At 61.7% G+C, this 19,799-nt stretch carries 19 protein-coding genes; 8 read left to right on the top strand and 11 right to left on the bottom strand.

Translation table 11 applies throughout. The annotated features are described in order from the left end of the window. Positions 1 to 51: 51 nt before the first annotated feature. Entirely contained in the window at positions 52 to 1,350 is a 1,299-nt protein-coding gene (gene argA, locus ACZRN6_RS22560; protein WP_003213914.1) for an amino-acid N-acetyltransferase, read from the bottom strand. A 135-nt stretch (positions 1,351 to 1,485) separates the two neighbouring features. Then, positions 1,486 to 2,634: an acetylornithine deacetylase gene (gene argE / locus ACZRN6_RS22555; protein ID WP_322148226.1), complete on the bottom strand. Its 1,149-nt coding sequence runs from the start codon at positions 2,632 to 2,634 to the stop codon at positions 1,486 to 1,488. A 158-nt stretch (positions 2,635 to 2,792) separates the two neighbouring features. Here argE and ACZRN6_RS22550 point away from each other — a divergent pair, with 158 nt between their 5' ends. Beyond that, positions 2,793 to 4,160, top strand: coding sequence for a CYTH domain-containing protein (locus ACZRN6_RS22550; RefSeq protein WP_322148227.1), 1,368 nt, complete (start codon positions 2,793 to 2,795; stop codon positions 4,158 to 4,160). A gap of 134 nt (positions 4,161 to 4,294) precedes the next feature. Here ACZRN6_RS22550 and ACZRN6_RS22545 read toward each other — a convergent pair whose 3' ends face one another. Then, complete coding sequence (locus ACZRN6_RS22545) at positions 4,295 to 4,768, bottom strand: Lrp/AsnC family transcriptional regulator (protein WP_322148228.1); 474 nt, start codon at positions 4,766 to 4,768, stop codon at positions 4,295 to 4,297. A 127-nt stretch (positions 4,769 to 4,895) separates the two neighbouring features. Here ACZRN6_RS22545 and ACZRN6_RS22540 point away from each other — a divergent pair, with 127 nt between their 5' ends. The 7 genes from ACZRN6_RS22540 to ACZRN6_RS22510 all read left to right on the top strand — a co-directional run bounded on the left by ACZRN6_RS22540 (position 4,896) and on the right by ACZRN6_RS22510 (position 10,980). Continuing rightward, complete coding sequence (locus tag ACZRN6_RS22540) at positions 4,896 to 5,234, top strand: hypothetical protein (RefSeq protein ID WP_322148229.1); 339 nt, start codon at positions 4,896 to 4,898, stop codon at positions 5,232 to 5,234. An 83-nt stretch (positions 5,235 to 5,317) separates the two neighbouring features. Beyond that, entirely contained in the window at positions 5,318 to 7,021 is a 1,704-nt protein-coding gene (locus tag ACZRN6_RS22535) for a GspE/PulE family protein (protein WP_464008871.1), read from the top strand. Between the two features lie 59 nt (positions 7,022 to 7,080). Next, positions 7,081 to 8,001: an SPFH domain-containing protein gene (locus tag ACZRN6_RS22530; RefSeq protein ID WP_003213925.1), complete on the top strand. Its 921-nt coding sequence runs from the start codon at positions 7,081 to 7,083 to the stop codon at positions 7,999 to 8,001. A gap of 10 nt (positions 8,002 to 8,011) precedes the next feature. Further along, positions 8,012 to 8,458 carry an NfeD family protein gene (locus ACZRN6_RS22525; RefSeq protein ID WP_322148231.1) on the top strand — a complete coding sequence of 149 codons (447 nt, stop codon included), beginning with the start codon at positions 8,012 to 8,014 and terminating at the stop codon, positions 8,456 to 8,458. 69 nt (positions 8,459 to 8,527) lie between these two features. Then, complete coding sequence (locus ACZRN6_RS22520) at positions 8,528 to 8,845, top strand: DUF2388 domain-containing protein (protein ID WP_010167882.1); 318 nt, start codon at positions 8,528 to 8,530, stop codon at positions 8,843 to 8,845. Positions 8,846 to 9,005: 160 nt separating this feature from the next. Then, entirely contained in the window at positions 9,006 to 9,677 is a 672-nt protein-coding gene (locus ACZRN6_RS22515; RefSeq protein WP_322148232.1) for an outer membrane protein, read from the top strand. Positions 9,678 to 9,837: 160 nt separating this feature from the next. Then, positions 9,838 to 10,980, top strand: a complete 1,143-nt coding sequence (locus ACZRN6_RS22510) for a DegT/DnrJ/EryC1/StrS family aminotransferase (RefSeq protein ID WP_464008870.1) — start codon at positions 9,838 to 9,840, stop codon at positions 10,978 to 10,980. 39 nt (positions 10,981 to 11,019) lie between these two features. Here the strand turns inward: ACZRN6_RS22510 and gcvH are convergent, their stop codons facing one another. The 8 genes from gcvH to pepP form a co-directional block, all read right to left on the bottom strand. Continuing rightward, positions 11,020 to 11,403 carry a glycine cleavage system protein GcvH gene (gcvH, locus tag ACZRN6_RS22505; RefSeq protein WP_322148234.1) on the bottom strand — a complete coding sequence of 128 codons (384 nt, stop codon included), beginning with the start codon at positions 11,401 to 11,403 and terminating at the stop codon, positions 11,020 to 11,022. A gap of 51 nt (positions 11,404 to 11,454) precedes the next feature. Beyond that, on the bottom strand, positions 11,455 to 12,537 hold the full coding sequence (gene gcvT, locus ACZRN6_RS22500) for a glycine cleavage system aminomethyltransferase GcvT (protein WP_464008869.1): 1,083 nt from the start codon (positions 12,535 to 12,537) through the stop codon (positions 11,455 to 11,457). 156 nt (positions 12,538 to 12,693) lie between these two features. Beyond that, the gene (locus ACZRN6_RS22495; RefSeq protein ID WP_464008868.1) at positions 12,694 to 14,310 is read right to left on the bottom strand and encodes an ABC transporter permease; all 1,617 of its coding nucleotides are present in this window, start codon (positions 14,308 to 14,310) and stop codon (positions 12,694 to 12,696) included. 177 nt (positions 14,311 to 14,487) lie between these two features. Beyond that, entirely contained in the window at positions 14,488 to 15,492 is a 1,005-nt protein-coding gene (locus tag ACZRN6_RS22490; protein WP_322148238.1) for an extracellular solute-binding protein, read from the bottom strand. Positions 15,493 to 15,587: 95 nt separating this feature from the next. Next, a complete protein-coding gene (locus ACZRN6_RS22485) occupies positions 15,588 to 16,805 on the bottom strand; it encodes a 2-octaprenyl-3-methyl-6-methoxy-1,4-benzoquinol hydroxylase (RefSeq protein ID WP_464008888.1) in 1,218 nt (405 codons plus the stop codon). A gap of 9 nt (positions 16,806 to 16,814) precedes the next feature. Continuing rightward, positions 16,815 to 17,300 (bottom strand): DUF4442 domain-containing protein, encoded by a 486-nt coding sequence (locus ACZRN6_RS22480; protein ID WP_322148239.1) that lies wholly within the window; start codon positions 17,298 to 17,300, stop codon positions 16,815 to 16,817. After that, positions 17,293 to 18,480 (bottom strand): 2-octaprenyl-6-methoxyphenyl hydroxylase, encoded by a 1,188-nt coding sequence (ubiH, locus tag ACZRN6_RS22475; protein WP_322148240.1) that lies wholly within the window; start codon positions 18,478 to 18,480, stop codon positions 17,293 to 17,295. The genes ACZRN6_RS22480 and ubiH overlap by 8 nt, the downstream gene beginning before the upstream one ends. Further along, complete coding sequence (gene pepP / locus ACZRN6_RS22470) at positions 18,477 to 19,799, bottom strand: Xaa-Pro aminopeptidase (protein ID WP_464008867.1); 1,323 nt, start codon at positions 19,797 to 19,799, stop codon at positions 18,477 to 18,479. The genes ubiH and pepP overlap by 4 nt, the downstream gene beginning before the upstream one ends.

Genomic DNA, 19,799 nt, shown 5'->3' with positions numbered 1-19,799 from the left:
CAGACTCGCCAAATTGACAGGCGAGAGGGTTGCCCCCTCGCCCCTTCAGGCTTACAACGCCTTTTCGAAAATCTTCGAATTACGCTGATAGTTGTACAGCGACGCCCGCGCCGATGGCAGGCGGTCTACGGTACTCGGCACAAAACCACGCTCGCGAAACCAGTGCGCCGTGCGGGTGGTCAGTACAAATAATGTCTTCAAGCCCTGGGCCCGGGCACGAGTCTCGATGCGCTCCAGCAACTCATCACCACGGCCGCCATGGCGGTACTCCGGGTTCACTGCCAGGCACGCCAGCTCGCCTGCGTCCGAGTCGGCAATCTGATACAGCGCCGCACAGGCGATGATCATGCCCTCGCGCTCTACCACGCTGAACTGCTCGATTTCCCGCTCCAGCACTTCCCGGGAACGGCGCACCAGAATCCCCTGTTCTTCCAGCGGGCTGATCAGGTCCAGCAAGCCGCCGACGTCTTCAATCGCCGCTTCGCGTACCAATTCGAACTGTTCCTGGGCCACCAGCGTACCGCCACCGTCCCGGGTGAACAGCTCGGTGAGCAGGGCACCATCTTCGGCATAACTGACAATATGGCTGCGCCCTACACCACCACGGCAAGCCTCGGCTGCCGCGTCCAACAGCTCGGCCTGGTAGTTGTTGCCCAGGCGTTGCAGGTGCGCGGGCACCTGTTGCGGCCGCAGCTCACGCACCAGCCTGCCGTGTTCGTCGATCAGGCCAAGGTCAGCGCCGAACAGCAGCAACTTGTCTGCACCCAGGTCGATGGCGGCGCGGGTGGCGACGTCTTCGCAGGCGAGGTTGAAGATTTCCCCGGTGGGCGAGTAACCCAACGGCGACAGCAGCACGATGGAGCGCTCGTCCAGCAGGCGGTTAATACCCTTGCGGTCGACGCGGCGCACTTCGCCAGTGTGGTGATAGTCGACACCTTCAAGCACGCCGATCGGGCGCGCCGTCACCAGGTTGCCGCTGGCCACCCGCAGGCGCGAGCCCTGCATGGGCGAAGACGCCATGTCCATGGACAGCCGCGCTTCGATGGCGATACGCAGATGGCCCACCGCATCGATCACACACTCAAGCGTCGCGGCATCGGTGATGCGCAAGCCTTCGTGGTAAGCCGGGGTCAGGCCGCGGGCGGCGAGGCGGGTTTCGATTTGCGGGCGCGAACCATGGACCAGCACCAGCCGCACGCCCAGGCTGTGGAGCAGCACCAGGTCGTGGACGATATTGCCGAAGTTCGGATGCTCCACACCGTCGCCGGGCAGCATGACGACGAAGGTGCAATCGCGGTGGGCATTGATGTAAGGCGAAGCGTGACGAAGCCAATTGACGTATTCGGGCATAAAACCTGGGCCTGTAATAAAAAGCAGCCAAAAAAGGATGAATCGTGAAAACGCACAGCGGGCTGTTGGTTATCGTCGGAACAGGCTTGGCGACACGCTCGCTCTCCTTCTATGTACGGATGGGCAGGGGTTAATTTATGCAGGCTTCAAGCAGTAATGTTGAATCAGTTCCCGCAATAGACGCACTGTAGGCGTCAAGCGTGACATTTCAAGGTACTCGCCGGGCTGGTGGGCGCAGGCGATATCGCCGGGGCCAAGTACCAGGGTTTCGCAACCAAGGCGCTGAAGATAAGGCGCTTCGGTGCCGAACGCTACTGCTTCGGCGCGATGACCGGTAAGTCGTTCAGCCACCCGCACCAACTCGGCATCCTCGGCCTGCTCGAACGGCGGTACTTCCGGGAACAACGGCGCGTAGTCGATCTTCACCTGATGGCGTTCGGCCAAGGGTTCAAGCTTCTGCCGGATGGCAGCGCGTAATACCTCTGGATCCATGCCCGGCAAGGGCCGCAAGTCGAACTCCAGCGAGCACTGGCCACAGATACGGTTGGGGTTATCGCCACCGTGAATGCAGCCGAAGTTCATGGTCGGTTGCGGCACGCTGAACTGTGGGTTGCGGTATTCGCGTTGCCAGGCCAGTCGCAGGCCCCGCAGCTCGCCGATAGCGTCGTGCATCGCTTCCAGGGCGCTGTGGCCCAGGCTTGGATCCGACGAATGGCCGCTGCGCCCGAGAATATCGATGCGCTCCATCATCACGCCTTTGTGCAGGCGGATGGGCTTGAGGCCAGTGGGTTCACCGATCACCGCCGCGCGACCTAAAGGACGGCCCGCCTCAGCCAGCGCACGTGCACCGGCCATGGAGCTTTCTTCGTCGCACGTGGCGAGGATCAGCAGCGGTTGCTTGAAGGGTTGGTCCAATAACGGCTGGACCGCTTCGATCACCAGGGCAAAAAAGCCCTTCATGTCACAGCTGCCCAGCCCTACCCAGCGACCGTCGACTTCTGTCAGCTTGAGCGGATCTGTCTGCCACAGCGCACCGTCATACGGCACGGTGTCACTGTGCCCCGCCAGCACCAGGCCACCAGGGCCGGTGCCGAAACTCGCCAACAGGTTGAATTTGCCGGGGCTGACCTGCTGGATATCGCAGGCAAAGCCCAAGTCTCCCAGCCAGGTGGCCAGCAAGTCGATCACCGGGCGGTTGGATTGGTCGAGAGAGGCCTGGGTGCAACTGACCGAAGGCGCGGCAATCAGCGCGGCGAACTGTTCTTTCATGGACGGTAAAGGCATGCGCGGTCTCTCAACTTCCCGGACGAGCCCCATCATAGAGCCATCTGCACGACACAATAAACCGTTGCGGCACGTTGCCGGGCTCAGTCCTGTACACTGCACGACCTTGGCAGCCACACATTTCCCCGGCTGCGCTCCCGATCCTGGATTTTCCGGCCATGCAGAAAGAAACCGAAATCAAGCTCCGCGTCAGCCGCGAAACCCTCGCCGCGCTGCGTGAGCACCCGTTACTGAAAAAACGCAACAAAAGTGGCTGGGAACGCCGTGAGTTGATGAACCAGTACTTCGACACCCCGGAGCGCGACCTGGCCCAGGCCAAAGTGGCGCTGCGCCTGCGCAAAGACGGCGACGAAGTGATCCAGACCCTCAAGACCCGTGGCCAGAGCGTCGCCGGCTTGTCGGAACGCAATGAATACAACTGGGACCTGGCCAAAGCCAAGCTCGACGTGAAGAAGCTCGACGGCGAATGTTGGCCCGAGCAACTGGCCGAGCTGGACAAAAAAACCCTCAAGCCGATCTTCACCACCGATTTCGTGCGTGAACGCGCCGAAATCGCCTGGGGCCGCGGCAAGACCAAGGTCGTGATCGAAGCCGCCCTGGACCTGGGCCACGTGGTTGCGGGCAAGCAGAAAGAAGAAATCTGCGAGCTCGAACTGGAACTGCGCGAAGGCGACCCGGCCGCCCTGCTGGAGTTGGCTGCTGAACTGGCCGCGACCCTGGCGCTGATGCCATGTGATATCAGCAAGGCCGAGCGTGGTTATCGCCTGTTCGACGCCAACAGCTACTCACTGAGCCTGCCGGCGCCGGAGCTACACGCCGAAATGCCGCTGGACGACGCATTTGCCGCTGTCATGTGGCACCTTTTGGGCAGCAGCCAGCGCCTGGCCGAGCAATACCGTTTCAATGGCCACTGGCGTCTGTTGCAAGACTGGGTGGAAAACCTTGGCGAACTGCGCGCTCTGCTCGGCAGCCTCGGCCAGGCCGCTCCGCGCCAATCCACCAGCGAACTGCGCGCCGCACTGGACGCCTTGCTGGAAGACTGGCGCCCGCTGGTCCTGGCCGGTGACGACGATGAAGACATCCGCAAGGCCGCGCCCGAACAGTTCGCCGAAGAACTCGAAGACGTGCGCTGGGGTTTGTTCTCCCTGACCACCTCCCGCTGGCTGCTGGCCCGCACCTGGGCGGCGGATCGCAACGTGCGTGGCAACCGCCAGGGCGCTGCACAAATCGCCAACTGGCTGCCGCGCCTGCTGGCCGACGACGCCGTAGCCCTGCAACTGCCGCGCTACCAGCAACAGCCGGAAGACTTGGCCGAGCAACTGCCGCGTATCGAACGCATCCTGGCCTGGCTGCACCATGCACGCCACGTGCTGGATATCGCCGAGCTGGATCGTCTGTATGGCGAGCTGAACAAACTGGCGCACCTGGCCAACCAGCCGATCACCGATGAGTCGCTGGATGCACGGATGCATCAGGCAATCGCGGTGTATCAGAATCGCGCCTGGAAAACCCTGCTGCGCCTGTAACCCCGTTGTGGCGAGGGAGCTTGCTCCCGCTGGGCTGCGTAGCGGCCCCAAAATCTTGGGAGCGCTGCGGGCTGGAGCGCCAGCCCGGTCCAGCGGGAGCAAGCTCCCTCGCCACTAAGATCAGGCTATGGCCACTATCCGCGCAACACCGGCAAACTCGTGGTGGACTTGATCTGCGACAAGGCCACTATCGAGTTGACCTCCTGAATCCCCGGCACCATCGACAGCTTTTCGAAGAAAAACCGCTCATACGCCTCAATGTCCGACGTGACAATCCGCAGCAAAAAATCCACCGCTCCCATCAACACATAACACTCCAACACTTCTGGAAAGCCGCGAATCGCTTCGGTGAATTCAGTGAAGTTGGAACGGCCGTGGGCGTTAAGTTTTACCTCGGCAAAAATCTGCGTGTTGAGGCCGATTTTCTTGCGATCCAGCAGGGTGACCTGGCCGCGAATCACACCCTCCTCTTTCAGCCGCTGAATCCGGCGCCAGCACGGCGACTGCGACAGGCCGACCTGCTCGGCAATCTGCGCGCTGGAAAGCGAAGCGTCTTCCTGCAACAGCGCCAGGATGCGGCGGTCGTATATGTCCAACTCACTGTGCATAGAAATACCTGCTAATGATGCTTTTTGGAATTGCGTGATTCTCTTATAAGTCCATTTGGGCTTTTTTAGATAAGAAATCTCCCGCGTGGAATGTAAAAATTTCTACAGTCGAATCCGGAGAGCCAACATGCACATCGTCGAAGCCGCCAACCACGCCCCACGCGTCGATGCCTGGGCTGTCAGCAATGCCCACTGCCAGGCGCACTATCAAATCCTGGCCGAGGCCGAGCCCGACGTGTTGTGCCGGGTACTCAACTACTTTGCCCTGCAGTTTCTGGTTCCCCAGCAAGTGAACGTGCAGCGCGAAGACGACCTGCTGGCGATCGATATCGTGATGGATGGCCTGAGCTGGCACCGTGCCCAGGTGATTGGTGAAAAACTTCGTAACCTGATCAGTGTGTGCTCGCTGGAACTGCGCCCAGCTGATGCCGCGCGGTCTCTGGCGGTGCAAGCGACCGGTCAGTAAAAGCCTGCAATAAAGCCCGGCCGCCGAAGCGCACAGGGTGACTAGCCTGAGGACATGCCTAACCTTTGCCCAGGAACGTCACCATGTCCGTTGCGTCAAATCCGCAGGATCGCTGGCTGGAAATCCATCAGTTGTTGCCCGCCCTGATCGACCAGGGCCTGGTGCCCGCCGACCTGGCCCTACCGACGAACAGCGCGCTGCATCCCCTGGAATGCATCGCCAGCCATGGGCCACCTCTGGAAATGCTGACCGAATGGCTCGCCCGGCACTGCGGCCAGCCTTACCTGCGTATCGACCCGCTGAAGATTGATGTCGCGGCGGTGGTGCCCCTGATGTCCTATGCCTTCGCCCAGCGGCACAAGATCCTCGCCGTCGCGGTCGACGCCCACAACGTCACAGTCGCCAGCGCCCAACCCTACGTGAGCAGCTGGGAAGCAGGCCTGTCCCAAGTGTTGAAGCGCTCCATCAGGCGGGTGCTGGCCAACCCCAGGGATATCCAGCGCTGCACCGTCGAGTTTTACCGGCTGGCGAAATCGGTCAGTGGCGCCATTGATCAAAAAACGTCCGGCACATCCAACATCGAGCAACTGCTCAACCTCGGCGCCAGCGACCAGGAGCCAGACGCCAACGACGCGCACATCGTCAATATTGTCGACTGGCTGTTGCAGTACGCCTTTAGCCAGCGGGCCAGTGATATCCATATCGAACCCGGGTGCGATCAGGGTCGCGTGCGGTTTCGCATCGATGGCCTGCTGCACGACGTCTATCAATTCCCGTCCCAGGTGACGGTGGCGGTGGTCAGCCGCCTGAAAAGCCTGGGCCGGATGAACGTAGCGGAAAAACGCAAACCCCAGGACGGCCGTGTGAAGACCAAAAGCCCGGCGGGCGGTGAAGTGGAACTGCGCCTGTCGACCTTGCCCACAGCCTTCGGCGAAAAGCTGGTGATGCGAATTTTTGACCCCCAGGTGCTGCACAAGGATTTCCAGCAGCTGGGGCTTTCCAGCGACGACCTGCAACGCTGGCAATCCATGACCGGCCAGGCCAACGGCATCATCCTGGTCACCGGCCCCACCGGTTCGGGCAAGACCAGCACGCTGTACACCACGCTCAAGCAACTGGCGACCCGGGAGGTCAACCTGTGTACCGTCGAAGACCCGATCGAAATGGTCGAGCCGGCCTTCAACCAGATGCAGGTCCAGTACAACATCGACCTGACCTTTGCCAGCGGCGTCCGCGCCCTGATGCGCCAGGACCCGGACATCATCATGATTGGCGAGATTCGCGACCTGGAAACGGCAGAAATGGCCATCCAGGCGGCGCTGACCGGGCACCTGGTGTTGTCCACGCTGCACACCAACGATGCGCCCGGAGCCATCACTCGCTTGTTGGAACTGGGCATCCCTCATTACCTGATCAATGCAACGTTGCTGGGGGTGATGGCCCAGCGCCTGGTACGGCTGTTGTGCCCGCACTGCAAGCGGCCCGCCGGGCAGGCTCACCAGGCCGTAGGTTGCGCAGACTGCCGGGAGAGCGGTTATCGGGGCCGCGCCGGGATCTACGAGGTCATGCTGATGAATGACCAGCTCAAGTCATTGGTCACCTCGGGCACCGACATCCAGGCCGTGCGCCATATGGCCCTTGAGCAAGGAATGTGCAGCTTGCGGGCTGCCGGTATCCGCAAGGTAATGGCCGGGCTGACAACACTGGAGGAGGTGCTGCGAGTGACGCCTGGGGATTCAGAAACAAATCCCTTGATGGATGGGCCGGTAAACCGTTCTTATCCGTGACAACACCGTTACACTCGGCCAAACCTCGCTTTATCGCCAACACCAGACAAGGAATCGTTATGCAGATCGGAACCGTACTGCTTCTATTTGTAGGCTTGGCCGTTGCCATCCTCTTCATGGGGTTCAAGGTGGTCCCCCAGGGTTACCAGTGGACAGTCGAGCGTTTCGGCCGCTACACCAACACCCTCAAGCCGGGCTTGAACATCATCATTCCGGTCATGGACCGTATCGGGCGCAAGATCAACGTGATGGAAAGCGTGCTGGATATTCCGCCCCAGGAAGTCATCACCGCCGACAACGCCACCGTACAGATCGACGCCGTGTGCTTCTTCCAGGTGGTCAATACCGCCCAGGCCGCCTACGAGGTGAACAACCTCGAACACGCCATCCGCAACCTGCTGCAAACCAACATCCGTACCGTACTCGGCTCCATGGAGCTGGACGCGATGCTCAGCCAGCGTGACGGCATCAACGAAAAACTGCTGCGCACCGTCGACGAAGCCACCGCACCGTGGGGCATCAAGATCACCCGGATCGAGATCAAGGACATCAGCCCGCCTGCCGACCTGATGGCCGCCATGTCCGGCCAGATGAAGGCCGAGCGGATCAAGCGTGCGCAGATCCTCGAAGCCGAAGGCCTGCGCGCCTCCGCGATCCTGACCGCCGAAGGCAAGAAGCAGGCGCAGATCCTGGAGGCCGAAGGTGGTCGTCAGGCCGCGTTCCTGGAATCCGAAGCCCGCGAACGTCAGGCCGAGGCAGAAGCCCGCGCCACTCAAGTGGTATCGGAAGCGATCGCTACCGGTAACGTGCAGGCCATCAACTACTTTGTCGCCCAGAAATACATCGACGCGCTGGGCAAGCTGGCCTCGGCCAACAACAGCAAGGTGATCCTGATGCCACTGGAAGCCAGCCAGGTGATTGGCGCTGTCGGCGGCATCGGCGAGATCGTCAAGGCCACCTTCGACAACAAGAAAGCCTGAGGCACGCACCATGTGGGAATTCCTGCAGCACCTGTCGTTTTGGGACTGGCTGGCACTGGGCACGGTGCTGTTGATCCTTGAAGTGTTCGGCGCCGGTGGTTATCTGCTGTGGATGGGCATCGCCGCCGCCGCCGTGGGCGTGATCAAGTTCCTGGTACCCAGCCTGGGGCTGGAGTGGCAACTGCTGCTGTTTGCGGTGTTGTCGATCCTGACGGCGGTGTACTGGTGGCGACGCCAGCGCAGCAGCGCCAAGGTCAGCGACCAGCCGGGGCTAAACATGCGTGGCTCAGAGCTGATCGGCCGCACCTTTGTAGTGCATCAGGCAATTATCGAGGGCCGGGGCAAGATCAAGGTGGGCGATGGCGTGTGGATGGCGGCAGGGCCAGACGCCCCTGTCGGGGCACATGTACGTGTCACTGGTCAGGACGGCGTCATTCTAAAGGTCGAAACTGTTTAGTCAGCCATGGAACTCGGCTGGGTTATCTACAATCAAACTGTTCAGATAACCCAGTCGGAGTCACCCATCATGCGTCTAAAATATGCTGTCGCAACCCTCGCCGTGCTTTCCCTTCCTGTCGGTTCAGCCATGGCCGACAGCTTTTGGCGTAACGTCATCTCATCGGGTGCCACCACCGGCTCGACGTACCTGACCTTCAAGGACCACAAAATGGTGGTCGCCGCGCAGGACGACGCCGGTAGCTTCGTCGCCAGCGACGGCAGCATCCGTGGTCCGTACCTGGAAGCTGCAATGCAGAAGGTTCGCGCCGATAACCCTGGCCTCAAAGCCACGGACATGGACCTGGCCAACGCGATCCTGGCGAAAAACGCCATTGCTTCCGAGTAATATCGCTGTGTAAGAAATGCCGCTCCTTTAGAGCGGCATTTTTTTGCCCGGCTTTCCTACAGCCAGCATTGGCGATTCAGTACTCAAACAGGAAAAGTCCTGTCGAGCAGCCCGCGCCCCCAGCAACAAGCTATCGATTCCTTTTAGACCGAGTGAATCGATGACCATGCAAAAACTATCTTGCGCCCTGTTGCTCGCCGCAATTGCTACCCCTTATGCCCAAGCGGAAGGCTGGTATGGGTCGGCAAAACTCAACAGCGCCCGCCAGAATCTCTCCAGCTCGCTGTTGACCAGCCCACGCGTCACCGACCGGGTAGAAGCGCCCGACAGCAGCAAGACATTCACCGGCTCATTCGCCGTGGGTTATGCCTTTGCCGATGGCTGGCGCCTGGAAGGGGAATACACCATGCCGAGCCATTCGAATTTCAAATCCCGTTGGGCGCCGTTCAATGCCAACGTCAATAGCCTGCGGGCCGACAGCCAGCGCTTGATGCTAAATGGTTATAAAAACATCCCGATCAACGACTGGTTATCGTTTTACGGCACAGCCGGCGTGGGCCTGGCGCAAATTGATGCCGAGGGTTACCAGACCAATAACACCCGTCGCTTCGCCAGCAACCGCCAGTACAATTTTGCCTACAGCGTCGGCCTGGGGCTGGACGCCAAGGTCAGCGAAACGCTTACCCTCGGCACCGGCTGGCGTTATGTGGACATGGGCGGGATTGAAACCGGCTACAACACCTTCGCCAATCGGATAAACGCCCGGGACGAGCAGCTTAAAGGCAAGCTCAAGGAACAGAATGTGTTTCTTGAGGCCCGCGTTTCCTTCTGACGCAGACGCTGGGAATGCCGCTCTCCAGGCGGCATTTTTGTTTAAAGGGCGACGATTCATTCACAGGCGACAGGCTATATTCAGTCGAGCCGTGCAACCATGCCCGGCATTAATTATGCTTTTTTCTCATCGCCTTTCTGAAACGGATGCCTTCAACGTCATGAGCCAACTGCCCTTTCTGCCGTTTTCCAAGCCCACCATTGATGAAGCCACCATCTCGGCGGTGGGCGATGTCCTGCGTTCCGGCTGGATCACCAGCGGGCCGAAAGTGCAGGCGTTTGAAGCGCAGCTGTCGGAATACTTTGGCGGGCGCCCGGTGCGTACCTTCAACTCGGGCACCTGCACCATGGAGATTGCCTTGCGCATCGCCGGTATCGGGCCTGGGGATGAAGTCATCACTACGCCGATTTCATGGGTTGCCACTGCCAACGTGATTCTTGAGGTCGGCGCCACGCCCGTGTTCGCCGATATCGACCCGGTCACCCGCAACATCGACCTGGCCCAGGTGGAAGCAGCAATCACGCCGCGCACCAAGGCGCTTATCCCGGTGTACCTGGCCGGCCTGCCGCTGGACATGCCGTTGCTGTATGCGCTGGCCAACAAGTACAACCTGCGCATCGTCGAAGATGCTGCCCAAGCCCTGGGTTCCAGCTGGGACGGCAAGCGGATTGGCGCCACGGGTGATTTCGTATCGTTCAGCTTCCAGGCGAACAAGAACATCACGTCGTCTGAAGGCGGCTGCCTGGTGTTGAACAACGCTGAAGAAGCACGCCTGGCCGAGAAATATCGCCTGCAAGGCGTGACCCGCACCGGCTTCGACGGCCTGGACGTGGATGTGCTTGGCGGCAAGTTCAACATGACTGATATCGCAGCGGCCATCGGCCTGGGGCAGTTTGCGCATATCGAGAAGATCACTGCTCATCGCCAGGAACTGGCGCGGCACTACTTCGAATGCTTTGGCAGTGACTTTGAAGCGCAGTACGGTGCGCAATTGCCACCGGCAGACTTCGAAAACAGCAACTGGCACCTGTTCCAGCTGGTATTGCCGGAGCGCCAGGACGGGTTGCCGGCACGCGCCACGTTCATGGAGCAGATGCAGGCCCATGGTGTCGGCATTGGCTATCACTACCCACCGATCCACCTGTTGAGCTTGTACAAGGCGCAGGGATTCAAGGAAGGGATGTTCCCGGTAGCCGAAAAAGTGGGGCGTTTGATTGTGTCGTTGCCGATGTTCACGGCGATGACGAAAGCGGACGTAGAGCGTTCGGTAGCGGCGGTCAAAGCGGTATTGAAGCGCGGATAAAACCTGTGCGGGAGCCGGCTGCCGGCTCCCGCAACGGCATCACTCGCCGATGGCGGACTTGTAACCGGCCGCGTCCAGCAGTTTTTCCAGGTCAGCCGGGTTGCTTGGCTTGAGCTTGAAGATCCAGGCGCCGTACGGGTCGGAGTTCAACAGCTCGGGCTCGCCGCCCAAGGCGTCGTTCACCGCGATCACTTCGCCAGCAATTGGCGAGTAGATATCCGAAGCGGCTTTCACCGATTCAACCACGCCGGCCTGGTCAGCCGCCTTGAACACGTTGCCGACTTCGGTCAACTCAACAAACACCACATCCCCCAATGCTTCCTGGGCATGGTCCGAGATGCCGACGGTCACGCTGCCGTCAGCTTCCAGGCGGGCCCATTCGTGACTTTCGGCAAAACGCAGGTCGGCAGGGATATCGCTCATAGTCTGTGTCCTCAAGGAAAAATGTCAGCGGCCATTGGCCCGCCGGAAAGGTTAAATCAATGTTTTGCCATGGCGCACGAAGGTCGGCTTGACCACCCGAACCGGGTACCACTTGCCGCGGATTTCCACCTCGGCCCGGTCAGCAGTCGCCGATGGCACACGCGCCAGGGCAATGGATTTGCTTAACGTAGGAGAGAAACTACCACTGGTGATCTCTCCTTCGCCAACATTGGCGATGCGAACCACTTGATGAGCGCGTAAAACCCCGCGTTCTTCCAGCACCAGGCCCACCAGCTTGAACTTCACACCCGAGGTTTTTTCAGCCTCCAGGGCAGCGCGGCCGATAAAATTGCGCGCGGCGGGCTCCCAGGCGATGCTCCAGGCCATGTTCGCCGCCAGGGGCGATACGTCCTGGTGAATGTCCTGACCGTAGAGATTCATGCCGGCCTCAAGGCGCAGCGTGTCGCGGGCGCCGAGGCCGATGGGCGAAATGCCTGCGCCGACCAGATCGTTGAAAAACGCCGGGGCCTGATCGGCCGGCAGGACAATTTCCAGGCCGTCTTCGCCCGTGTAGCCAGTGCGCGCAATAAACCAGTCGCCGTCAGCCAGGCCTTCAAAAGGCTTGAGCTGATGGATCAGGGTGGCGCGGGACTGGGTCACCAGCTCGGCGATCTTTTGCCGGGCATGCGGGCCTTGGATGGCGAGCATCGCCAGTTCGGGCCGCTCGTGAAGCTGCACCTGATAGCCGTCGAGCCGGGCCTGCATCCAGGCCATGTCCTGGTCACGGGTGGCGGCGTTGACCACCAGCCGGTAACCGCCCTCGGTGCGGTACACGATCATGTCGTCCACCACGCCGCCCTGCTCGTTGAGCATGGCGCTGTACAACGCACGGCCGCAGCTGTGCAAGCGGTCAACATCATTGGCCAGCAAATACTGGAGCCATTCCTTGGCCTGGGGGCCTGTGATATCGATCACGGTCATATGGGATACATCAAACACCCCGCAGTCGCGTCGCACCTGATGGTGCTCCTCAACCTGCGAGCCGTAGTGCAAAGGCATATCCCAACCGCCAAAATCGACCATTTTCGCGCCTAGGGCGAGATGCAGGTCATACAGAGGCGTGCGCTGTCCCATGGGTTTCTCCTTCCGGGCGTGGCGAAGGTGCGGACGGTTGCCGTTCGGGCCACACGCCTTTAAATACAAGGCCTGTAGCCGCTCTCAGCGACCCGACCTGAACGATCGACCGCACCGAATGCCGCGCATTGTAGCCTCAAGCCGTAGGACTGGCACCTAGCCGATTCGTCGCGCCGAACGTCGGATCAGCCCGATGACCGGTAACAGGCCCACCAACACCAGGGTCAAGGCTGGCAGCGAAGCCCGCGCCCACTCCCCTTCACTGGTCATCTCGAAAATCCGCACCGCCAGCGTGTCCCAGCCGAACGGGCGCATGAGCAAGGTCGCCGGCATTTCCTTGAGCACATCGACAAACACCAGCAGCGCCGCGCTCAGGGTGCCTGGCAGCAACAGTGGCAGATACACTTTGCAAAACAGTCGTGGGCCGCTGACCCCCAGACTGCGGGCCGCTTCAGGCAAGGACGGGCGGATTCGCGCCAGGCTGTTTTCCAGCGGCCCATACGCCACTGCAATGAAACGCACCAGATAAGCCAGCAACAAGGCCGACAAACTGCCCAATAACAGTGGCTTGCCTGCCCCGCCCAGCCAGCCTGACAACGGAATCACCCATTCCCGGTCGAGGTAGCTGAACGCCAACATGATCGACACCGCCAGCACCGAGCCCGGCAGCGCGTAGCCCACGTTTGCCAGGCTGATGCCTGAGCGGATGGCCCGTGTGGGTGCCAGGCGATGAGCGAATGCCAGCACCAGCGCCACGCTGACAGTGATCAAGGCAGCCATGCCACCCAAGTAGAGGGTATGGACGATCAACCCGGCGTAGCGCTCATCCAGATCGAAGCGGCCACGCTGCCAGAACCAGGCCACCAGTTGCAGCATCGGGATCACGAACGCGCAGGCAAACACCAAGCCGCACCAACCGCTGGCCGCCACCGCCTTGAACCCGCGCAGGTGGTACAGCGCCTTGGCGCGTGGCCGCTCGTTGCTCGGCCGGCTGGCGCCCCGGGCACGGCGCTCGCCATAGAGCACCAGCATCACCACCAACAGCAACAGGCTGGCAAGTTGCGCCGCGCTGGAAAGGCTGAAAAAGCCGTACCAGGTCTTGTAGATGGCGGTGGTGAAGGTGTCGAAGTTGAACACCGAAACGGCGCCGAAATCCGCCAGGGTTTCCATCAGCGCCAGGGCCACGCCCGCACCAATGGCGGGACGTGCCATGGGCAAGGCCACGCGCCAGAACGCTTGCCACGGTGATTGGCCCAATACCCGAGCAGCCTCCATCAGCCCTTTGCCCTGGGCAAGAAACGCGGTGCGCGCCAGCAGATAAACGTAGGGATAGAACACCAGCACCAGCACGATGATCACGCCGCTGGTCGAGCGTACCCGCGGCAGCCGCAGCCCCGTGCCGAACCAATCGCGCAGCAGGGTTTGTACCGGGCCGGCGAAATCCAGCAGGCCAACGAAGACGAAGGCCAGGACATAGGCGGGAATCGCAAAAGGCAGCATCAACGCCCAGTCCAGCCAGCGCCGGCCAGGGAATTCGCAGAGGCTGGTCAGCCAGGCCAGGCTGACGCCCAGCAGCGTGACGCCCACACCGACGCCCAGCACCAGGGTCAGGGTGTTGCCCAGCAGGCGCGGCATCTGGGTTTCCCACAGGTGGGACCAGATCTGTTGATCGATGCTCTGCCACGACAGCAACAGCACGCTCAGTGGCAGCAGCACCAGGGCGGCGACGGTGAAGACCGGCAGGTACCAGCGGCGTTGGGCGGGATGGGCCAAGGAACAGTTCTCTGGGGGTAATATTTTTAACTCGCCACAAAACAGCGTGGGAGCCGGGCTCGTCGAACCGTCGCACCGCCGCGATGCAGGCACCTCGGTGTGTCAGTCACAACCGCGGTGATGCTATCGCAGGCAAGCCAGCTCCCACACTGTCTTGCGGCGCTTTGAAAAGTGTACTTAGTTCCAGCCAGCCCGATCCATCAAGCGAATCGCCTCGGCCTGACGCTTGCCCGCCACTTCCACCGGCAATGTGTCGGCCACAAACTTGCCCCAGGTCGCGACTTCCGCCGACGGCGGCACCGCCGGGTTGGCCGGGAACTCCTGGTTCACATCCGCAAAGATCTTCTGTGCTTGCGGCGTAGTCATCCACTCAACCAACGCCTTGGCCGCTTCCGGGTGCGGTGCATGTTTGGTCAGGCCGATGCCCGACAGGTTGACGTGCACCCCACGGTCGCCCTGGTTCGGCCAGAACAGTTTCACCGCCAGTTCCGGCTTCTGCTTGTGCAGGCGGCCGTAGTAGTAGGTGTTGACGATACCGACGTCGCACTGCCCGGCGTTGATCGCCTCCAGCACCGCGATGTCATCGGAGAACACGTCGGTGGACAGGTTGTTCACCCAGCCCTTGACGATTTCTTCGGTCTTGGCCGCGCCGTGGGTTTCGATCAGCGTGGCGGTCAGCGACTGGTTGTAGACCTTCTTCGCCGTGCGCAGGCACAGGCGGCCTTCCCACTGTTTGTCGGCCAGGGCCTCGTAGGTGGTCAGGTCGCCCGGCTTCACGCGATCCGTCGAGTAGGCGATGGTCCGCGCGCGCAGGCTCAAGCCGGTCCAGGCATGGGCCGAAGAACGGTATTGAAGGGGGATATTCTTGTCGATCACTTCGGAGGTGAACGGTTGCAGGATGCCCATCTGCTCGGCCTGCCAGAGGTTGCCGGCGTCGACGGTGAGCAGCAGGTCGGCGGTGGCGTTTTCACCTTCGGCCTTGATGCGCTGCATCAGCGGCGCTTCCTTGTCGGTGATGAACTTCACCTGCACACCGGTCTTCTTGGTGTAGGCGTCGAACACCGGCTTGATCAGTTCGTCGATACGCGAGGAGTAGACCACGACTTCGTCGGCCGCCTGCACGGTGGTGCTGCCGATAAGGGTAAGTGCCAGGGCAGTCAGGAGGCGCTTGGGTGCCAACATGGGTGCGGTCTCTCATTTGCAAAAAGAGGGCAAATGATAAGGACTCACATTTGGTAGCGCTTAACGGAGCCGTTACCAGATGTTGCACAGCGCCCTCAGGCCTTGGCCAGCTCCGGCAAATCCCCCGTCAAACCCAACGCCTGGCGCACAAACAACGCCTTGGCCTCCGGCATTTGCTCGACCACCTTCAACCCGGCGTTACGCAACCAACGCAGTGGCAGTTGATCGGCCTGGAACAACCGCTCAAAGCCTTCCATCGCCGCCATCAGCGCCAGGTTGTGCGGCATGCGCCGGCGCTCGTAACGGCTGAGTACCTTCACGTCTGCCAGCCGCTCGCCACGCTCGTTGGCCGCCAACAGCACCTCGGCCAGCACCGCCGCGTCGAGGAAGCCCAGGTTCACACCCTGCCCCGCCAACGGATGAATGACGTGGGCCGCATCACCAATCAACGCCAGGCCTTCGGCCACATAACGTTTGGCATGGCGCTGGCGCAACGGCACGCACAGCCGTGGATCGGCGCTTAACACGCTGCCCAGACGCCCTTCGAACGCACGCTCCAGCTCACGGCAGAAGCTTTCATCGTCCAGCGCCATCAAGCGCTCGGACTCAGCCGGGGTGGTCGACCAGACGATCGAACACCAATCTTCCTGCCCGTCCCGTACCAGTGGCAAAAACGCCAGCGGACCGTTGTCGGTAAAACGCTGCCAAGCCGTCTTCTGGTGCGCCTGGCTGCTGCGCACACTGGTGACGATGGCGTTGTGCAAATAATCCCACTCGCGGGTGGCGGTGCCGGTCAGGCGGCGCACGGCCGAGTTGGCACCGTCTGCCGCAACCACCAGCGGCGCGCGCAAGGTACGGCCATCGGCCAGGGTCAGCAGCCAGTCATCACCGGAGCGGCGCATCTGTTCCAGGCGCGCATTGGCCAGCAGGCCGAGGTCGCAGTCGTGCAGGCGATCGAGCAAGGCGTCCTGGACCACACGGTTTTCTACGATATGCCCCAGCACTTCGGCATGCACGCTGGCAGCCGAGAAGTGGATTTGCCCGGTGCCGCTGCCGTCCCACACCTGCATCTCGCCGTAAGGGCTGGCACGTCGCTCAACGATGCCGTCCCACACGCCAAGGCGCTCAAGGATACGTTGGCTCGCCGCCGACAAGGCGCTCACCCGCGGCTCGAACGCGGCGTCAGGATCGAACGGCTTGACGTTCAGCGGGCTGCCGTCGAGCAGCAGCACCTGCAGGCCACTGCCCTGCAACGCCAGCGCCAGGGCGCTTCCGACCATTCCGGCCCCGACAATCAGCACATCTGCGCGCATGTCCATGCTTTAAGCCTGTCTTGATTGCGGCTTGCGCCGCACATAAAGGGTTTTGTCGACCCGCGCCACCAGGGTGCCGGAGCCGTCATGAATCTGCACCTGGAGCTGCGGCAAGTACTTGTCGCCGCTGGCGGTGTGCTGGCGAATCTCGTCCAGCAACGCTTGGTCGATTGAAAATTCGGCAAACACCGGGCCCTTGCCCGGCGAGATAAAGTCGATGGCAGCCGCCTTGTCCCAGACGATGTAGTCGCGCCCCAGGTTCTCCATCAACATCAGCATGTAGAACGGGTCGACCATCGAATACAGGCTGCCGCCAAACTGCGTGCCGACGTAATTGCGGTTGTACCAGCCCAGGCCCATACGCACCTTGACCTCGCGAAAATCGCTGCCGATGTGCAACACCCGAACGCCGGCCCCGAGGTACGGCGGGTACAGGGTCATGATCCAGCGCAACAGCCGCGCCTTGCCCAGGCGTTGGGTCAGCCACTCACGCATCGGGACGGGTGCCCAGGCCCATGGCCTGGCGTGCGAACCAGCGCTTGGCTGGCGGCAGCAAGTCCAGGCCCAGCAAGCCCATGTTCCGGCCCAGCGCTACCAGCGGTTGGGCACTGCCAAACAGCCGGGTGACTTGATCGGAGAAGCCGACGGTGAGTTTCTGGTCCATGCGCTGACGCTCGCGGTACGCCTGCAATGTCGCCAGGTCACCCGGGATCGCAGGCCCGGCCAGCAACGCCTCGGCCAGGGCGTAGGCATCGCGCAGGGACAGGTTGAAACCCTGGCCGGCAATCGGGTGCAGGCTGTGGGCCGCATTGCCAAGCACGGCCAGATGGGAACGCACTTGCTCTTGCGCTTCCACGAGGGTCAACGGGTACAGATGACGCGCACCGACCTGCTTCAGGGTGCCCAGGCGGTAGCCGAACACACCCTGCAATTCACTGAGAAAACTGCGCTCGTCCAGTTCGGCCAAACGCTGGGCGTCCATGCCGATGCGGGTCCAGACCAAGGCGCAACGGTTGTCCGGCAACGGCAGCAAGGCCATCGGCCCTTCGTCGGTGAAACGCTCGAACGCCTCGCCGTTGTGGGCTTCGCTTGGGGTGATGTTGGCGATCAGCGCGCTCTGGTTGTACGGCCGCGTTTTCACGTCGATGCCCAGTTGTTCGCGCAGGCCGGAGCGGCCGCCATCGGCCAGTACGGCGAGGTCGCATTCCAGCACGGTTTCATCATTGAGGGTCAGGCGGTAGCCATCGGCAAGCGGCTCCATGCGGGTGACTTCCGCCGGGCAACGCCAACTGACCACGTCCCTGTCCAGGCCTTGCCACAGGCATTGGCCCAGCCAGGCGTTTTCCACCACGTAGCCAAGCGCCGGCACACCTTCTTCCATGGCCGACAGGCGCGCGGTAGAGAAGCGGCCACGGTCCGATACATGAATCTGCTTGATCGGCTCGGCGCGGCGCGAGATTTCCTGCCATACGCCCAACCGTTGATAAATCTGCCGCGCGCCGAACGACAGCGCTGAAGAACGCGCGTCATAACTCGGCTGGTAACTGTCGCCCGGGGCAAACGGCTCGATCAGCACGACCTTCCAGCCGCGGGCCTTGGCCCCGGCCTGCAACGCCAACGCGAGGCTGGCGCCCACCAGGCCACCGCCGATAATCGCCAGATTGACCCGGCTCATCGGGCGCTCGCCATCAGCGCTTCAATCTCGGCAACGGCCTTGGGTACGCCACCGGTCAGAATTTCACAGCCTTGCTTGGTCACCACCACGTCGTCCTCGATGCGTACGCCAATGCCACGCCATTTCTTCGCCACGTTCAGGTTGTCCGGCGAGATATAAATCCCCGGCTCCACCGTCAGCGCCATGCCGACTTCCAGCACCCGCCACTCGCCGCCCACTTTGTATTCGCCCACATCGTGCACATCCATCCCCAGCCAGTGGCCGGCGCGGTGCATGTAGAAGGCCTTATACGCTTCGCTGGCGATCAGCTCGTCGACGTCACCCTGCAACAAGCCCAGCTTCAGCAACCCGGCGGTGATGACGCGCACCGTCGCCTCGTGAGCCTGGTTCCAGTGCTTGCTTGGGGCGATTTCGGCAAAGGCGGCTTCCTGGGAAGCCAACACGATTTCGTAAATCGCCTTCTGCTCGGCGGAAAACTTGCCGCTCACCGGCCAGGTGCGGGTGATGTCGCTGGCGTAGCAGTCGATCTCGCAGCCGGCGTCGATCAGCACCAGGTCGCCGTCCTTGAGCACCGCGTCATTCTGCTGGTAATGCAGGATGCAGCTGTTGCGCCCCGAGGCGACGATGGAGCCATAGGCCGGCATCTTCGCCCCGCCCTTGCGAAACTCGTAATCAAGCTCCGCCTCCAGGCTGAACTCATGCAACCCGGCACGGCTGGCCTGCATCGCCCGCACATGGGCCGCGCAGGAAATCCGCGCGGCCTCGCGCATCACCTTCACTTCTGCTGCCGATTTATACAGGCGCATGTCGTGAAGCAGGTGATCCAGGGCAACAAATTCGTTCGGCGGCTGGGCGCCGAGGTGCGCTTTAGAGCGGATCACGTTGATCCACTCCATCAGGTGCCGGTCGAATTCGGCATTGCTGCCCATGGCTGAATACACCCGGTCGCGGCCTTCGATCAGCCCGGGCAGGATGTCGTCGATATCGGTAATCGGGAATGCGTCATCGGCGCCAAATTCGCGGATCGCGCCTTCGGTGCCGGCCCGCAGGCCGTCCCACAGTTCGCGCTCGGCATTGCGTTCGCGGCAGAACAGCACGTACTCGCCATGCTGGCGACCGGGCATCAGCACGATCACCGCTTCCGGTTCCGGGAAGCCGCTCAGGTATTGAAAGTCGCTGTCCTGGCGGTAGACATGCTCGACGTCACGGTTGCGAATCGCCACCGCCGCCGCCGGCAGGATGGCGATGCTGTTGGGTTCCATCTGCGCCATGAGCGCCTTGCGGCGCCTCGTGTATTCCGCTTTGGGGATATGGATCAT

The sequence above is a fragment of the Pseudomonas sp. A125 genome, from assembly GCF_055409485.1.
The sequence above is the reverse complement of the archived record's forward strand: the minus strand, read 5'-3'. Positions and strand labels throughout refer to the sequence as shown.

Coding starts and splice junctions, on each gene's coding strand:
- argA (WP_003213914.1), bottom strand. CDS start 1,350: ATGCCCGAATACGTCAATTGGCTTCGTCACGCTTCGCCTTACATCAAT.
- argE (WP_322148226.1), bottom strand. CDS start 2,634: ATGCCTTTACCGTCCATGAAAGAACAGTTCGCCGCGCTGATTGCCGCG.
- ACZRN6_RS22550 (WP_322148227.1), top strand. CDS start 2,793: ATGCAGAAAGAAACCGAAATCAAGCTCCGCGTCAGCCGCGAAACCCTC.
- ACZRN6_RS22545 (WP_322148228.1), bottom strand. CDS start 4,768: ATGCACAGTGAGTTGGACATATACGACCGCCGCATCCTGGCGCTGTTG.
- ACZRN6_RS22540 (WP_322148229.1), top strand. CDS start 4,896: ATGCACATCGTCGAAGCCGCCAACCACGCCCCACGCGTCGATGCCTGG.
- ACZRN6_RS22535 (WP_464008871.1), top strand. CDS start 5,318: ATGTCCGTTGCGTCAAATCCGCAGGATCGCTGGCTGGAAATCCATCAG.
- ACZRN6_RS22530 (WP_003213925.1), top strand. CDS start 7,081: ATGCAGATCGGAACCGTACTGCTTCTATTTGTAGGCTTGGCCGTTGCC.
- ACZRN6_RS22525 (WP_322148231.1), top strand. CDS start 8,012: ATGTGGGAATTCCTGCAGCACCTGTCGTTTTGGGACTGGCTGGCACTG.
- ACZRN6_RS22520 (WP_010167882.1), top strand. CDS start 8,528: ATGCGTCTAAAATATGCTGTCGCAACCCTCGCCGTGCTTTCCCTTCCT.
- ACZRN6_RS22515 (WP_322148232.1), top strand. CDS start 9,006: ATGACCATGCAAAAACTATCTTGCGCCCTGTTGCTCGCCGCAATTGCT.
- ACZRN6_RS22510 (WP_464008870.1), top strand. CDS start 9,838: ATGAGCCAACTGCCCTTTCTGCCGTTTTCCAAGCCCACCATTGATGAA.
- gcvH (WP_322148234.1), bottom strand. CDS start 11,403: ATGAGCGATATCCCTGCCGACCTGCGTTTTGCCGAAAGTCACGAATGG.
- gcvT (WP_464008869.1), bottom strand. CDS start 12,537: ATGGGACAGCGCACGCCTCTGTATGACCTGCATCTCGCCCTAGGCGCG.
- ACZRN6_RS22490 (WP_322148238.1), bottom strand. CDS start 15,492: ATGTTGGCACCCAAGCGCCTCCTGACTGCCCTGGCACTTACCCTTATC.
- ACZRN6_RS22485 (WP_464008888.1), bottom strand. CDS start 16,805: ATGCGCGCAGATGTGCTGATTGTCGGGGCCGGAATGGTCGGAAGCGCC.
- ACZRN6_RS22480 (WP_322148239.1), bottom strand. CDS start 17,300: ATGCGTGAGTGGCTGACCCAACGCCTGGGCAAGGCGCGGCTGTTGCGC.
- ubiH (WP_322148240.1), bottom strand. CDS start 18,480: ATGAGCCGGGTCAATCTGGCGATTATCGGCGGTGGCCTGGTGGGCGCC.
- pepP (WP_464008867.1), bottom strand. CDS start 19,799: ATGATCCATATCCCCAAAGCGGAATACACGAGGCGCCGCAAGGCGCTC.